This is a genomic window from Rhizobium sp. ZK1, assembly GCF_047782645.1.
Classification (GTDB): domain Bacteria; phylum Pseudomonadota; class Alphaproteobacteria; order Rhizobiales; family Rhizobiaceae; genus Rhizobium.
The window spans coordinates 542,286-557,036 of the sequence record NZ_CP180586.1; the positions used below are offsets into that span (position 1 = coordinate 542,286).

General features: G+C 62.0%; 12 protein-coding genes. 5 read left to right on the forward strand and 7 right to left on the reverse strand.

Features of this window, described 5'->3' with window-relative positions:
- Positions 1–14 precede the first annotated feature (14 nt).
- From ACK9YZ_RS02735 to ACK9YZ_RS02745, 3 genes are all read right to left on the reverse strand, one after another.
- The gene (locus ACK9YZ_RS02735; RefSeq protein ID WP_416065592.1) at positions 15–1,445 is read right to left on the reverse strand and encodes an FAD-binding oxidoreductase; all 1,431 of its coding nucleotides are present in this window, start codon (positions 1,443–1,445) and stop codon (positions 15–17) included.
- A 19-nt stretch (positions 1,446–1,464) separates the two neighbouring features.
- Positions 1,465–2,439: an L-threonylcarbamoyladenylate synthase gene (locus ACK9YZ_RS02740; protein WP_416066802.1), complete on the reverse strand. Its 975-nt coding sequence runs from the start codon at positions 2,437–2,439 to the stop codon at positions 1,465–1,467.
- A 90-nt stretch (positions 2,440–2,529) separates the two neighbouring features.
- A complete protein-coding gene (locus ACK9YZ_RS02745) occupies positions 2,530–3,138 on the reverse strand; it encodes a DUF6656 family protein (RefSeq protein ID WP_216757213.1) in 609 nt (202 codons plus the stop codon).
- 393 nt (positions 3,139–3,531) lie between these two features.
- Here ACK9YZ_RS02745 and ACK9YZ_RS02750 point away from each other — a divergent pair, with 393 nt between their 5' ends.
- Together ACK9YZ_RS02750 and ACK9YZ_RS02755 are read left to right on the forward strand one after the other, a co-directional pair.
- The gene (locus ACK9YZ_RS02750) at positions 3,532–4,776 is read left to right on the forward strand and encodes an aromatic ring-hydroxylating oxygenase subunit alpha (protein WP_416065593.1); all 1,245 of its coding nucleotides are present in this window, start codon (positions 3,532–3,534) and stop codon (positions 4,774–4,776) included.
- Positions 4,777–4,920: 144 nt separating this feature from the next.
- A complete protein-coding gene (locus ACK9YZ_RS02755; RefSeq protein ID WP_416065594.1) occupies positions 4,921–5,406 on the forward strand; it encodes a BA14K family protein in 486 nt (161 codons plus the stop codon).
- 54 nt (positions 5,407–5,460) lie between these two features.
- Here the strand turns inward: ACK9YZ_RS02755 and ACK9YZ_RS02760 are convergent, their stop codons facing one another.
- Positions 5,461–6,453, reverse strand: a complete 993-nt coding sequence (locus tag ACK9YZ_RS02760; protein WP_216757216.1) for a transporter — start codon at positions 6,451–6,453, stop codon at positions 5,461–5,463.
- A gap of 309 nt (positions 6,454–6,762) precedes the next feature.
- On the opposite strand from ACK9YZ_RS02760, the gene ACK9YZ_RS02765 reads away from it, so the two are divergent.
- Both ACK9YZ_RS02765 and ACK9YZ_RS02770 read left to right on the forward strand, forming a co-directional pair.
- Positions 6,763–8,541, forward strand: a complete 1,779-nt coding sequence (locus tag ACK9YZ_RS02765; protein ID WP_416065595.1) for an acyl-CoA dehydrogenase — start codon at positions 6,763–6,765, stop codon at positions 8,539–8,541.
- Between the two features lie 10 nt (positions 8,542–8,551).
- A complete protein-coding gene (locus tag ACK9YZ_RS02770; protein WP_416065596.1) occupies positions 8,552–9,304 on the forward strand; it encodes a crotonase/enoyl-CoA hydratase family protein in 753 nt (250 codons plus the stop codon).
- A gap of 168 nt (positions 9,305–9,472) precedes the next feature.
- Here the strand turns inward: ACK9YZ_RS02770 and ACK9YZ_RS02775 are convergent, their stop codons facing one another.
- Positions 9,473–10,723, reverse strand: a complete 1,251-nt coding sequence (locus tag ACK9YZ_RS02775) for a class I SAM-dependent RNA methyltransferase (protein WP_216757219.1) — start codon at positions 10,721–10,723, stop codon at positions 9,473–9,475.
- Positions 10,720–11,505, reverse strand: coding sequence for a TlyA family RNA methyltransferase (locus ACK9YZ_RS02780; protein WP_216758812.1), 786 nt, complete (start codon positions 11,503–11,505; stop codon positions 10,720–10,722). The genes ACK9YZ_RS02775 and ACK9YZ_RS02780 overlap by 4 nt, the downstream gene beginning before the upstream one ends.
- 264 nt (positions 11,506–11,769) lie before the next feature.
- On the opposite strand from ACK9YZ_RS02780, the gene ACK9YZ_RS02785 reads away from it, so the two are divergent.
- On the forward strand, positions 11,770–13,716 hold the full coding sequence (locus ACK9YZ_RS02785; protein ID WP_416065597.1) for a methyl-accepting chemotaxis protein: 1,947 nt from the start codon (positions 11,770–11,772) through the stop codon (positions 13,714–13,716).
- A 63-nt stretch (positions 13,717–13,779) separates the two neighbouring features.
- Here the strand turns inward: ACK9YZ_RS02785 and ACK9YZ_RS02790 are convergent, their stop codons facing one another.
- Positions 13,780–14,655 (reverse strand): AraC family transcriptional regulator N-terminal domain-containing protein, encoded by an 876-nt coding sequence (locus ACK9YZ_RS02790; protein ID WP_416065598.1) that lies wholly within the window; start codon positions 14,653–14,655, stop codon positions 13,780–13,782.
- Positions 14,656–14,751: the final 96 nt, after the last annotated feature.

The window sequence follows — 14,751 nt, forward strand, 5'->3', positions numbered from 1 at the left end:
GTCCAGGAACGGTTCTAGAGGCTCACTACCTTGTCCGGGTTCATGATGCCAGCCGGATCGAAGGCCCGCTTGATGCGGCGCATCAGCTCCATTTCGATATCAGGCCGGATCGATGCCAGCTCATCCCGCTTCAGTTGACCGATACCATGCTCGGCGGAGATCGAGCCGCCATGGGCGAGCACCAGCCCGTGCACGATATGGTTCATTTCGTGCCAGCGGGCGATGAAGGCATCCTTGTCGGCGCCAACAGGCTGCGAGATGTTGTAGTGGATATTGCCGTCGCCCATATGACCGAAGGCGCAGATGCGTGCGCCGGGCATTGCCGCCATCACCGCCTGGCCGGCCTCGTTTATGAAGTGTGGGATCTTCGAAACCGGCACGGAAACATCGTGCTTGATCGAGCCTCCTTCCGGCTTCTGGGCGTCCGACATGCTCTCGCGCATGTGCCACAGCGCCTTCTGCTGCGCAACGGAGGAGGCGATCGCCGCATCCTGGACGAGGCCTGCTTCGAAACCCTGCTCCAGCACGGCATTCATCATCCGCTCGGCAGTTTCGGCGGAATCCGAGGTGGAGATATCGATCAGCACATACCAGTCATGCGGCGTCTCCAGCGGATCGCGCACGCCGTCGATATTGCGCGCAGTGATCTCGACGCCGAAGCGTGGCATCAGCTCGAAGCCGGTGAGAGAAGCGCCGCAGAGGCTGGAGGCAAGATTGAAGAAGGCGAGCGCATCCTCGACAGACGAAAGCCCGGCAAAGGCCACCTGATGGCCGAGCGGCTGCGGGAAAAGCTTCAGCACCGCACCGGTTATGATACCGAGCGTGCCTTCCGCGCCGATAAAGAGATCGCGCAGATCATAGCCCGTGTTGTCCTTCTTCAGTCGGCGGAGCCCGTCCCAGATCTCGCCCGTCGGCAGCACGACTTCGAGACCGAGGCAGAGCTGGCGCATGTTGCCATAGGCGAGAACTGCTGTTCCGCCGGCATTGGTGGAAAGGTTGCCGCCGATGCGGCAGGACCCTTCCGAGCCGAGCGACAGCGGAAACAGGCGGCGGTGCGCCTCGGCTGCCTTCTGCACCTCGGCAAGGATCGCGCCGCCATCGGCGACCAGCACGTTGGCGACCGGATCGACATCGCGGATCTTGTTCATGCGTTCGAGCGACAGGATGACATCCGCCTTGCCTTCGCGCGGCGTTTGTCCGCCGACGAGGCCGGTATTGCCCGTCTGCGGTACGATCGCGGTACCGGTCTCGGTAGCGAGCTTCATGATCGCGGAGACTTCCTCGACCGAAGCGGGTTTTAAGAGGAGAGGGGAGGAGCCGTGAAAGAGGCCGCGGTTTTCGATGAGGTGCGGTGCGAGATCGGCCTCGCTGCGAAGCGCATATTTCTCGCCGACGATGGCCGTGAAACGCTCGATGATATCAGGCGAAATGCTTGTGCTGCTCATGGAGCCCGGTCCCTCTTCTTCACTCGCGCGGTGCTGCCGCGCGCCGCAATCGATCGTTGATCGCCTCTCCAAGCCCCTCGTCGGGGATCGGTGAAAAGGCGATCATGGCCGCGCCGCTGGCATCGGCCTTCTTCATGTAGTCGAAAAGATTGGCGGCCGCTTCCGAGAGATCGCCGCGCGGGCTGAGGTTCAGCGTGATCGCGGCATGCTCGGCGCCTGCCACCGTCTCCGGCCCGAAGGCGATCAGCGCTTCGCCTGGGTGGAGATCGGTAGCATCCAGCCGGACGGCCGCACCCGGCGCGTAATGCGAGGCGAGCATGCCTGGCGCTTCGATCGCCGCGGCAGCCTTCTTTGAACGCAGCAATCGCTTGCCGGTCACCCGCTCGATCTCCTTGGCCGGCAGACCGCCTGGCCGCAGCAAGCGAAGGTCGCCGTTCTCGACCTTCACGATCGTCGATTCCACTCCGACTGCACTCGCGCCCGCGTCAAGGATCAGCGGTATCTTTGCGCCGAGATCGGCTTCGACATGGGCAGCACTCGTGGCGCTCACCTTGCCTGATGTATTGGCGCTCGGAGCCGCGAGCGGTCGCCCGAAGGCGCGGATCAGTTCCCCTGTAAAGCCTTTCGGTATGCGGATGCCGACGCTGTCGAGGCCCGCGGTCGCCAGCGCATGGATCGTGGTGCCGGTCTTCAGCGGCAGCACCAGCGTCAACGGGCCTGGCCAAAACGCTTCTGCCAAAGCGCGCGAGATCGGATCGAATTCCGCATAAGCTTCTGCCATCGCAAGATCCGCCATGTGGCAGATCAGCGGATTGAAGCGCGGCCGGCCCTTGCTCTCGTAGATCCGGGTGATTGCCGCCGGATTGGTCGCGTCGGCGGCAAGTCCGTAGACGGTCTCGGTGGGAATGGCGATCGCAAAGCCTTCGGCAAGTGCCGCGCAGCCGGCTTCGAGCGCCGTCTTCCTGTCCGCCTTGATGTCGATAATGCGTGCCATGTCCTGCCCGGTTTTTACTGCGGCAGTCATTAGGCCTTCCTTGCGGCGCGATCAATCCCGCCCAGAACGAGCGGACCAACAGCCCGCGGACTACAGCTGGCGGATGATCTGACGAAGTTGCTCGTTGCGGGCGCCGAGCAGAAGGATGTTGCGGATGGCGATCTGCGGATCGTTGGTGCGGAAGAGCAGGCCGTTGCCGCGCACGGAGCGGTCGACCACCATCTTCTCCGGTGTGCTTTCACCCGGCTTGACCGCCACGGCGAAATACATGCGGGAATTCTGTACCGCGATATTGTCGAAGAAATTGTCGTTGTCGCCGATGTCGGAATAGAAGTTGGCGATGTAGAAGGCCCAGGCCACTTCGTCGTAGCGGGCAAATTTGGTGCGCGCTGCCGTGACGTGGCAGTAGCCGAGATGCGGGCTGTCGGCCAGCGTCCGGTGGAAGATCATCTTCGGAAACTGGATGGAGCGGTGGAAGCCGTTGATGTTCTGATGGGTTTTTTCGCCCGCGGCCTGCAGCTTTCGTGCGGTCTTTTCGGCCACTTCCTCATGGGTGAGATAGCGGCGCTCCTCCGGGAGCCAGTCTTCGCGACGGCGGCTGATACGGCCGGTGCGCAGGAATTCCGAGTGCTTGGCGAAAAGCCGCGGTTCCGTAGGCTTGATCTCTTCCCGCGTGTCGAAATATCGAAGTTTGGCCATGGCTTCCGCAGTCTTCGCTGTGTGGGTCACCGGCAAGGATAGGTTTTCGTGCTTAACGCCCTGTTAAAATAGCGCGAAGAAGGCGCGAGAGCCGGGTTTGAAGCCGACATGTCGTAAATACGACAGGATTTTATCTGCCGCATTGGATTCGCTTATGTCTGAAGGGCCACGAAATGTCGCAATTGACGATAATCAAAGGCGAATGAATGTTTCTGAGGACCGCTCGGCTCCCCTGTCGTCAATTTCGAAGCGGATGTCGCTTTACAACCAAGCGACCGGCATGCTCGGTGCTTAAATAACCCTATGACCAGTTCTCCGGAGGGAGAAGGAAGCGGGCGCGCTTCCGCTGCGGTGCTCGAAAAGGGTAGCAGCCACATGCACAAGGATAGGCAGATGGATATTCGCAGCAACGTTTTGCGCCAGCTCAAGAGCCGCCGCGAGGGTTTCAGTCTCGAACAGCCCTTCTATATTGACGAGGATTATTTCCGTCTGGACATGGAGATGATCTACTATCGCGACTGGCTGTTCATCGGCCATGATTGCGAATTGCCGAAGCCGGGCGCCTACTTCACCGTCCAGATCGGCGATTATCCCGTCGTCATCGTGCGCGGACGTGACAATGTCATTCGCGCCTTCCACAACAGCTGTCGCCACCGCGGCTCGCGTGTCTGCACCAAGGAGCACGGCTCGTCGGTACGCCTCGTCTGCCCCTATCACCAATGGACCTACGATCTCGACGGCAAACTCGCCTTCGCGCGCCATATGGGCGATGATTTCGACAAGAGCGGCTACGGGCTGAAACCAGTCCATTGCGAAATTGTCGCCGGTTACGTCTTCATCTGCCTCGCCAATGTCGCGCCCGACTTCCAGACCGTGCGCGACAAGGTCGAGCCCTATATGGCGCCCCACCATATCAGCGAGGCCAAGATCGCCTTCCAGAGCACCATCATTGAGAAGGGCAACTGGAAGCTTGTCTGGGAAAACAATCGCGAGTGCTATCACTGCGCCGCAAACCATCCCGAGCTCTGCCGCACCTATCCGGAAGCGCCGAGCGTGACCGGCACGGATGGCGGTGCCGACGATCCCGAGATTGCCGGCCATTGGGCGCGCTGTGAGGCAGCCGGTCTGCCGAGCAAGTTCCAGATCTCGCCCGATGGACAGTTCCGCACCGCCCGCATGCCGCTGATCGAGGACGCCGAAAGCTACACCATGTCCGGCAAGCCCGCCGTCAAGCGCCCACTCTCCGATGACGTGAAGATCAGCCACATCGGCACCATGCTGCTTTTCCACTATCCGACGACCTGGAACCATCTGCTCGGCGATCACGCGATCTCCTTCCGCGTGCTGCCGCTCAGCGCCAACGAGACGGCTGTGACGACCAAGTGGATCGTCCACAAGGATGCCGTCGAAGGCGTGGATTACAATCTCGAGGAACTGACCCACGTCTGGACCGAGACCAACGACCAGGACCGCCGCATCGTCGAAGAGAATGCCTTCGGCATCCGCTCGCCGGCCTATGAGCCCGGTCCTTATTCGGCGGCCCACGAAGGCGGCGTCATGCAGTTCCTCGAATGGTATTCGAATTTCATGATCAATCGCCTGCAGGGCGATCAGGCCAAGCTTTCGGTCGTCGCCTGAGGACGTTCATGACCGGTTAATGTCCGGTTCATTTCACCTCCGATAGAGATGGAGCGCAGAGGCTGCTTTCGGGTCATTCGGGAACAATTTTCCGTTTTATCCGTTGTGCAGCAGGCTTTTGTCGCTCTTAATCGGAGATACGCAATGTTTGGGCTGAGTAAGAAGGTCGCGACTGCGGTTATGGCCGCCGCCGTCGTTGTGACGAGCTTCGTGCCGTCGCAGGCAATTCAAATGCCGGCCGCCCCACAGGTGGAAAAGTCTTTGTCTGTCGAAAATGTCCAGTACCGCCGTTACTATCGTCCGGGTTATCGTCCCGGCTATTATCCGGGCTACCGTCCGGCCTATCGCCCAGGCTGGTACGGCGGCTACCGCGGCTATTCCTATTATCGTCCGGGTTACCGTCACTATAATGGCTACTGGTATCCGCTGGCAGCCTTCGGTGCCGGCGCGATCATCGGTGGCGCCATCGCCGCTCAGCCGCGCTACTATGCACCCGCACCGGCTCCCGCGGGCATCAATCCGAGTCATGTTGCCTGGTGCGAAAACCGCTACCGCTCCTACAGGGCCTACGACAATACGTTCCAGCCCTATAATGGTCCGCGCCAGCAGTGCTATTCACCCTATTATTGAGGTGAAGCCAGAGATGGAGATAGAGCGTCCGGCCATCCAGCCGGACGTTTTCATTTAGAGGATATCCACCCGCTTCAAGAGCCACCAAGCCAAAGCGATGGAGGCGATGATGAGCCCCACGGCATATTCCGTACCGTAGTCTCCGACGGCGAAGGGCAGGTTGGCCGTGTTCATGCCGAAAAAGCCGGTCACCAGCGTCGGCGGCAACAGGAAGGCCGTCATGATCGACAGGATATAAAGGTGGCGGTTCGTCTCGGAGGAGAGCTTGGAATCGATTTCTTCGTGCAGCAGCCTTGCCCGGTCTTGCAGCGCATAGACATCATGGTCGACCGTCTCCAGCCTGCTCGTCAGTCGCCCGGCAATATCGTCAAAGCCGAAGGGCATTTCATCTTCGTCGGAGGCTGCGGCTCGCCGCATCAGCGCGAGAACCGTGCGCAGGTGGCGATGCAGCCGGACGATCGTGCGGCGGACGGGAGCAAGCCTGCGGCGCTCGTCCCGCGAGGCGCTGTCGTAGACGAAGTCCTCGATCAGGTTGAGCTCTTCGGTGAGCTCCATGACGACGGATATCAGCGTACGCTGGAACTCGGTCACAAGCAGCTCGAAGAGGTCGACGGGGCGAGTGAACTTGCCGGGATTCTTCTCGATCATCACACGTGTCCGCTCCACGCTTCGCAACGGCTGCAGGCGCGTGGTGATGATGTACCGGTCGGAGATCGCGAAATGCAGCCAGCCGAGATCCGCTGTGTCCTGATCGAACTCACGCTGGCAGTCCACCAGCGTGCCGTAAAGCATCTGCTCGTCGACAGTCAGGACCGCGTGCGTGTCGCGCGTGGTCAGCGCCGACTTAGCGTCATCCATCACGCCGAGCGTGTCGAGCAGGGCGGGCACACGGGCGTCAGCAAGATTGAGATGCAGCCAATAGAAACCGTCGTCCGCAGTCAGCTCCGCGGCCGTCGCGCTGTTTTGCAGCCGCACGGCCTTCCTGCTTTCCGGCGAGAAACGATAGGCCCATACGAGGCCGGGTATGTTGACGGGCAAGGTATCCATTGCTGCCGATCCTCTCGCGAAGGCGATCAATCCTACTAAAGCATGTCGCGCAAAAGTGTGTAGCGGTTTTGCGATAACGACATGCGTCAAAACAAGACCTAAGCGTGGCAGCGGATCTGAAAGATCGCGACACGCTTAGAGATTCTCCATGACGTTTGTTTGTGCAAGTGCACAAGCGAAAAGGCGCTCCCGATCAAGGTTATCGACGGAAACCAAATTGACGTTTACGTAAAAATCAATTAGCTCTTCCGGTGGAGGCGCTTGTGCACCGGCTTGGCCGTGCGTAAGCCGAATGCGGAGGAAAATAAAATGTACAAGGCGCCCGTCGAGGAAATCGCGTTCACGCTGAAGCACGTCGCCGGCATGGCGGAAGCGATCGACGGCGGTCTTCTGGGCGATCTTGGTGAAGATCTAGTCGATGCCATCCTTGCCGAGGCGGGACGATTCGCCACGGAGGAAATCGCCCCTCTGGCCGACATCGGCGACCGTCAAGGCGCCCGCCTCTCCAACGGTGAGGTGAAGACGCCGGACGGCTGGCGTGATCTCTACCGCAATTGGGCCGCCGGCGGCTGGAACGGCCTGACCGCGCCGGAGGACTTCGGTGGCCAGGCTTTGCCGCACATGCTGAACGTTGCGGCACTCGAGATGTGGAACTCCGGCTCCATGGCTTTCGCGCTCTGCCCGACTCTGACCATGGGCGCGATCGAGGCGCTGAATGTACATGGCAGTGCTGCCCTCAAGGAAAAATATCTGGCGCGCATGGTGTCTGGTGAATGGACCGGCACGATGAACCTCACGGAACCGCATGCCGGCTCCGATCTCGGCGTGCTGAAGGCGCGCGCCGAACGCCGCGACGACGGCAGCTACCGCATCTTCGGCCAGAAGATTTTCATCACCTGGGGCGAACACGACGCGGCAGACAACATCATTCATCTCGTGCTCGCCCGCCTGCCGGACGCGCCTGCCGGCACGCGCGGCATCTCGCTGTTCCTCGTGCCGAAATTCCTCGTCAAAGATGACGGCTCGCTGGGTGCCCGCAACGATCTCTATTGCCATTCGCTGGAGCATAAGCTCGGCATCCACGGCTCGCCCACCTGCACGATGATCTACGGCGACGGCAAATTCGGGAATGAGAAGGGGGCGGTCGGCTGGCTGATCGGCGAGGAGAACAAGGGCCTCGCCTGCATGTTCACGATGATGAACAATGCGCGCCTCGCCGTTGGCATGCAGGGTGTGGCGATCTGCGAGGCGGCAACGCAGAAGGCGATCGCCTATGCAAAAGAGCGCACGCAGGGCAGGGCGCCGGGCTGGAACGGGTCCGGCATGAGCCCGATCATCGACCATCCCGATGTCATCAGGATGCTGCTGACCATGAAGGCGTTGACGCAGGGTTCACGCGCTATCGCCTATGCCTGCGCCCATGCGATCGACATGGCGCATCGCGCTACGGAACGCCGCGAGGACTGGCAGGAGCGTGCAGCACTGCTGACGCCGATCGCCAAATCCTTTGCGACCGATGCCGGCGTCGATGTCGCCTCTCTTGGCCTTCAGGTTCATGGCGGCATGGGCTTCATCGAGGAGACAGGTGCGGCCCGCTATCTGCGGGATGCCCGTATTGCCCCGATCTATGAAGGCACGAACGGCATTCAGGCAATCGATCTCGTCATCCGCAAGCTGCCTTTGTCCGGCGGCGAGCAGGTCAGGGGCTTCATCGCCGAGCTGAAGGCGATCGCTGAGGCTGTCTCCAGTTCGAACCTTGAGGGTTTCGGCGCGACGGCCGACAGGCTTGGAGCCGCGCTCGCCGATCTGGAGGCAGCGACAGACTGGTTGCTGGCCCGCCTCGCAAAGGGCAAATCGGCAGAGGCCTTGTCCGGCGCCACACCCTATCAGCGTCTCTTCGGGCTTGCTCTGACCGGCTGCTATCTCGCAAAAGGCGGCCTTGCCCGCGCGGCGGATGGGGCGGGTGAAAGCCGTATCGCGCTCTGCCGCTTCGCCGCCGAGAATCTGCTGTCCGAAACGGTGGCGCTGAAAGACCGTGTCGTCAACGGCGCAGAGAGCCTTGCCGCGGCTCGCGCCGTCCTTGCCTGAGGAGCTGAAAATGAGTGATCCCATCGTCATCGAGCGATCCGCGGAACATCCGGCCGTCCAGATTATCCGCTTCAACCGGCCGGAAAAGAAGAATGCCTTTACCCGCGACATGTATCGCACGATGACGGATGCCCTGAATACCGCAAACAGCGATGCCGGGATCAGGGTGACGGTCTTTTTCGGCACCGAAGGCAGCTTCTCGGCCGGCAACGACATCGGCGATTTCCTAGCCGCGGCCATGGGCGGCAGCGTGGGGCTGGAGTTGATCGATTTCCTCTATGCGCTCGCCAATGCCGAAAAGCCGCTCGTCTCAGGCATCGACGGTCTGGCAATCGGCATCGGCACGACGCTCAACCTGCATTGCGACCTGACGATCGCCTCCGACCGCAGCCAGTTCCGCACGCCCTTCGTCGATCTGGCACTGGTGCCGGAGGCGGGTTCCAGCCTGATCGCTCCGCGCATTATGGGGCACCAGCGCGCCTTCGCCATGCTCGTTGCCGGCGAGGCCTTTACGGCTGGGGATGCGAAGGAAGCCGGCTTGATCTGGAAGGTGACGACGCCGGAAGAGGTGGAAAGCCAAGCGATCGCTGCGGCCGCAAAGCTTGCCGCCAAACCGCCGGAAGCGTTGAAGATCGCCCGCGATCTCGTTCGCGGCCCGCGGGAGGAGATCATCGCGCGTATCGATGAAGAGGTTCGCCACTTCGCCGCCCGCATGAGAAGTGACGAGGCGCGCGCTGCCTTCGAGGCTTTCATGCGCCGCTGATACCCTGCGCTGCGAAGGCGTTTGAACGACCGCAGGTCGAAGTACGTCACCGAACAGATCACCATCCTCGACGGCGGCGACAAGGTGGAATACCGCCAGGCCGGTATCGCCGTACAGCTCGCTCAGCTCGGCGCCACCTCGTCGGCGAAAAAGTCGGCTGACGGCTGCTCATTTCTCCAGCGTGGCCACGATCTCGACATGCGAGGTCCAGAGGAACTGGTCGATGGGCGTCACCGAGGTAATCCGGTAGCCGCCCTCGACGAGGATAACGAGATCGCGGGCAAGCGTCAGCGGATTGCAGCTGACGGCGACAACCTTCTTGACGATCGAGCGTGCCAGCTCCTTGCACTGGAACTCCGCGCCCGCACGTGGCGGATCGAAGACGACGGCGTCGAAGACTTTGAGCTCCGAGGTCATCAGCGGGCGGCGGAACAGATCGCGCTTCTCGACGCTCACGGGTTTCAGGCCCTGCGTATTGCGCGCTGCGTGGTCGAGCGCCGCGACAGCCTTGGCATCGCCTTCGACGGCATGCACGCGGCCCATGCGGGCCAGCTGCAGTGAAAACGTGCCGGCGCCGGCGAAGAGATCGGCGATCCGCTTGGCCTTGCCGACATGGGCAAGCACGAGGTTTGCCATCGCCTCTTCGGCCGGCTTCGTCGCCTGCGTGAAACCGCCGGCGGGCGGGGAAACCTGCACGCCGCCGAACTCGATGATCGGCTTCACCGGCTCGACGAGGATTTCGCCGTCGAGCGAAACGCGCGCAATGCCGCGAAGGCCAAGCACGACCTCGATCGCCCTGCGCCGCTGCTGGTCGGAAAGCTTCTTCACGCCTTCGACAGCAAGATCGAGACCAGAGAGCGTTTCCAGAACCGCGATGCGGAAGGCCTCGGCATTGGTCGCCACGGCAGCACCGACAGCCTTGATCGCCGGCAGCCGGGAAACGATCCCCGCCGACGAGATGGGACATTCCTCAATGGCGACGATGTGGTGGCTTTCGGCTTGGTTGAAACCGATGAGCATGTCCTTCTCGGTCTTGCGCGCCGCAAAGACCACCCGCCGCCGCTCACCCGGATGGGCGGCCACGATCTCGCCGACCTCGGGCGTCAGTCCTTTGGACCTCAGCGCATCGATGACGAGCTGCCGCTTGAAGGCGCGGTAGGGAACATCCGCCATGTGCTGCAGGGTGCAGCCGCCGCAGGTGCCGTTGACGCCATCGGGACCGAAATGCCGGCAGGGCGGCTCCTGTCGGTCAGTGGAAGCCGAGGCGATCGACATCACGGTGCCCTGGTTCTTGACGCGGGCGATCGCGACCGTCTCACCGGGCAGCGTGAAGGGCACATAGACTGGCCCATCCTTGCCATTGGCAATGCCGTCGCCCTGTGCACCGAGCCTGTCGATGGTGATTGTTTCCGTGCTCACGCTTTCGTCCCTGCCAGTAGAAATTCCTGATTGCCGTCGCCGCCCGAAATGGGCGAGGGGATGAGTCCGAAACTCTTCCAGCCCATATCCTCTATAAACCAGTGTTCGAGTTCCGCCGCCACATCAGGCCCGGAAGCCGGATCCTTCAACAAACCACCCTTGCCGATTGCTTCGCGTCCCGCCTCGAACTGCGGCTTGACGAGAATTGCTGCGAGGGTGCCCGGCTCGGCGATATCGAGCGCCGGAGCGAGCGCCAGCTTCAGCGAAATGAAGGAGACGTCGGAGACGATGAAATCCACCGCGTGGCCGATATCCTCTGCCGTCAGACTGCGGGCGTTCAACCCCTCGATATTGGTCACGCGCGGATCGGCCGATATCCTCGGATGCATCTGCCCATGGCCGACATCGATTGCCGTCACATGCGCTGCACCCCTTTCCAGCAACACTTCCGTGAAACCGCCGGTCGATGCGCCGACATCGAGACAGTGCCGCCCGGCCGGGTCGAGCCCGAAATGGTCGAGCGCTGTCACAAGCTTCAAGGCCGCGCGCGAAACATAGTCCTGCGCCGGATCATCGATCTCGATTGCCGCATCGGGGCCGAAGATGGTGCCGGCCTTCGTCACCACCTTGCCGGCGACCTTCACCGTGCCGCGCGCGACGGCATCGCGCGCCCGTGAGCGGCTCGTAAAGAGGCCGAGGGTGACGAGAAGCTGGTCAAGGCGCTGGCTGTTCTGATCGTGCATGGGCTGTGAATGACCGGCAAAGCTGCCGGTTGCAAGCATTTTTGTTGGCATGACGGATATGCTGTCACGGCTCCACATCACCGGAACTGCAATAATCCGAACCAACTTGTGCTGCGACGCACAAATTTAAACAATTTTAAAGCCCGCTCGCATAGGTTCCGTTTGATTGCAGCGGTTCGCGTTTGAATCGCTTCGGGCCATGAAGGCTTGCGCGTCCTCCCCGCCGATCATGTTCCTCATCAAGAAGTCTTGTGGCTGCGCCCTCGCGTGGTCGCGCCTGATGTCGCCAGGAGAAATTGACCGATGTTCGCCCGAAACATATCCTTGAATGGTAAGCTTGCGGCCACGTTCGCAGCACTCATCCTTATTTTCGTATCCGTTTCCGCTTTCGTCTATTCCAAGGCAACCACGTCGGCGAGCGCTTCCGCCGAGCAGGAAAAGTCCGAGCTTCTGGTCAACCAGATCGACGACGCGTTGCAGGCCATGCTCGAGCAGGCTGTCAATCTGCGCGGCTTCATCCTCTTCCGCAGCGACAGCACTTATGGCGATATTTTCGCCAACCGCGAGCGCATGCTGAAGGCGATTGCCGCCGCCAAGCAGACTGCTGCTTCCCAGCCTGAGCTGGTCTCGATGATCGACGACATGCAGAAGGCCGCCGACCTGTATTTCCACGAGCTTGCCGAGCCGCAGGCCAAGGCTCGCAAGGAAACCGAGACGCCGATCGCAGACGTCGTCAAGATCGGTGTCAACGCCACCAAGGGCCAGCTCGACGGTTTCCGCGCCGCTTCCGCCAAGATCAAGTCTCTCGCCCGCGACAAGTCCATAGCACTCGCTGCGGCGCGGGCGGATGCCAACAGCGATCTCAAGACCACGCTTCTGGTCGGTGGCATTGCTGCTGCACTCGCCGCTGCCGCACTCGCCTGGGCTCTGTCGCGCACCATCGTTCGTCCGATCGTCGGCATGACGGCCGCCATGGATCGTCTTGCTGGCGGCGACCACAATATCGAAGTACCGGCAACTGGCCGTCAGGACGAAGTCGGCCGCATGGCCCAGTCCGTGCTGGTCTTCAAGGACGCGGCGATCGAAAAGCAGCAGCTTGCCGGCGAAACCGACCGCATGCGTGGCGAAGCCGAGCGTCAGCGCCAGATGAGCGACGAGCAGAAGGCCCGCGAAGAAGGCGAGATCCGCTTTGCCGTCGAAGCGCTGGCCGGCGGCCTTGCTGGCCTTGCCAATGGCGATGTCGCAGCCCGCATCCACGCGCCGTTCGCACCGCAATATGACAGCTTGCGCAATGACTTCAACAATGCCGTCGAAAAGCTGCAGGCTGCCCTGCAGTCCGTTGGTCGCAACGCGTCCGCCATCAATGCCGGCGCCGGCGAAATCCGCTCTGCGGCAGACGACCTCGCCCACCGCACCGAGCAGCAGGCCGCTGCCGTCGAAGAGACTGCAGCCGCTCTTGAGGAGGTCACGACCACGGTGCGCGACTCCGCCAAGCGCGCCGAAGATGTCGGCAACCTTGTCGAGCGTACTCGCCTCGGCGCCGAAAAGTCGGGCGAAGTGGTCCGCCGGGCAGTTTCGGCCATGCAGCAGATCGAAAAGTCCTCGGGCGAGATCTCCAACATCATCGGCGTGATCGACGACATCGCCTTCCAGACCAACCTGCTGGCGCTGAACGCCGGCGTCGAAGCGGCACGCGCCGGGGAAGCTGGCAAGGGCTTTGCCGTGGTCGCACAGGAAGTCCGTGAACTCGCCCAGCGCTCGGCAAATGCCGCCAAGGAAATCAAGGCGCTGATCAACACATCAAGCGAACAGGTCAATTCCGGCGTCGGCCTCGTCGGCGAAACCGGCAAGGCGCTGGAAGCGATCGTCGCCGAGGTTCAGGAGATCAACCACCACGTCGGCGCAATCGTCACGGCGACCCGCGAACAATCGATCGGCCTGCAGGAGATCAACACCGCCGTCAACAACATGGACCAGGGCACCCAGCAGAACGCCGCCATGGTCGAAGAGCAGACGGCTGCAAGCCATGCGCTCGCACAGGAAGCAGCCGCCCTCGACGACTTGCTGCGCCAGTTCAAGCTTGGCGCCCAGGCTGCCGCTCCGGTCCAGCGGACGGTGGCCGCAACCGCCGCGTCCCGCCCGGTCGCCTCTCCGGCCCGCGCGCTCGCCAGCAAGGTCACCAAGGCCTTCGGCGGCAGGCAGGCATCGGCAGCCGCCGTTACTGTCCAGGAAGATTGGACCGAGTTCTGAGAGCAATCGCCTCATCAATGAAAAGGGCAGGGCGGCATGTTGTGCCGCCCTTTCTTTTTGCGCTTACCCGGCGGAGGCGCGCAGCCGCTCGATATCCCGCCGCGGCGGAACATTATGCACGCGGACATAGTCGCGGCTGAACTGTGAAGGGCTATCATAGCCCACCCGGAAACCGGCCTCGGCAGCACTCAGCCCCTCGGTCACCATCAGCCTCCGTGCCTCCTGCAGGCGAAGCTGCGTGCGGAACTGCAGCGGGCTCATCGCCATCACGGTCTTGAAGTGTTCGTAGAAGGATGACGCGCTCATGCCTGCCACCGAAGCGAGATGCTCGATGGCGAAGGGCTCGCTGAAATTCTTTCGGACGAAGTCGATCGCCCGGCCGATCTGGCTGAGCCTGCTTTCACCATTGGCAATCTGCCGCAGCAGCGCGCCCTGCGGCCCGCGTATGAGGCGATAGAGGATTTCCCTCTCGACCAATGGCGCCAGAACCTCCGCATCGTCAGGCGTATCGAGCAGCCGCAGCATGCGCGCGGCGGCATCGATCAATTCAGGCGTCGTGGCGCTGACACCCGCCGCTGGGCTCTCCGGCAGCCGTCCGTGGACGGCAGGAAGCATCTCGGCGAGCAGGCTGCGGTCGAGCTGCAGCCTCAGACACAGATAGGGCCGGTTGGCGCTCGCTTCGACGACCGCGCCGATGACGGGCAGGTCGACGCCGACGACGAGATAGTGCGCGGCATCATAGACATGCACGCTGTCGCCAATCACAGCGCGTTTGCGCCCCTGCGCCACGATGCAGCAGGAAGGTTCGTAGAGCGTATGGATCGGTTCCGTCCTGGCGGAGGATCGTATGATGCCGACACGCGGCAGCGCCGTATCGAAGCTCCCGTCCGCGCCCGTATGGCGGTCGATCAATTCTGCAAGTTCGGCAATCTTTTCCATTCAAGCAGCATGGCCGACACCGCAGCAAATGCCAAGTGCTCTCGGTTGTTTTCGGAAGATCGTGCAAGAAATCCGGAGAAGCTTTCTATCTGCTTC

What these genes read in the sequence shown, in the direction of transcription:
- ACK9YZ_RS02755 (WP_416065594.1), top strand. Translation starts at nt 4,921, where the DNA reads ATGTTTGGGCTGAGTAAGAAGGTCGCGACTGCGGTTATGGCCGCCGCC.
- ACK9YZ_RS02770 (WP_416065596.1), top strand. Translation starts at nt 8,552, where the DNA reads ATGAGTGATCCCATCGTCATCGAGCGATCCGCGGAACATCCGGCCGTC.
- ACK9YZ_RS02785 (WP_416065597.1), top strand. Translation starts at nt 11,770, where the DNA reads ATGTTCGCCCGAAACATATCCTTGAATGGTAAGCTTGCGGCCACGTTC.
- ACK9YZ_RS02780 (WP_216758812.1), bottom strand. Translation starts at nt 11,505, where the DNA reads ATGCTTGCAACCGGCAGCTTTGCCGGTCATTCACAGCCCATGCACGAT.
- ACK9YZ_RS02750 (WP_416065593.1), top strand. Translation starts at nt 3,532, where the DNA reads ATGGATATTCGCAGCAACGTTTTGCGCCAGCTCAAGAGCCGCCGCGAG.
- ACK9YZ_RS02740 (WP_416066802.1), bottom strand. Translation starts at nt 2,439, where the DNA reads ATGGCACGCATTATCGACATCAAGGCGGACAGGAAGACGGCGCTCGAA.
- ACK9YZ_RS02760 (WP_216757216.1), bottom strand. Translation starts at nt 6,453, where the DNA reads ATGGATACCTTGCCCGTCAACATACCCGGCCTCGTATGGGCCTATCGT.
- ACK9YZ_RS02765 (WP_416065595.1), top strand. Translation starts at nt 6,763, where the DNA reads ATGTACAAGGCGCCCGTCGAGGAAATCGCGTTCACGCTGAAGCACGTC.
- ACK9YZ_RS02790 (WP_416065598.1), bottom strand. Translation starts at nt 14,655, where the DNA reads ATGGAAAAGATTGCCGAACTTGCAGAATTGATCGACCGCCATACGGGC.
- ACK9YZ_RS02745 (WP_216757213.1), bottom strand. Translation starts at nt 3,138, where the DNA reads ATGGCCAAACTTCGATATTTCGACACGCGGGAAGAGATCAAGCCTACG.
- ACK9YZ_RS02735 (WP_416065592.1), bottom strand. Translation starts at nt 1,445, where the DNA reads ATGAGCAGCACAAGCATTTCGCCTGATATCATCGAGCGTTTCACGGCC.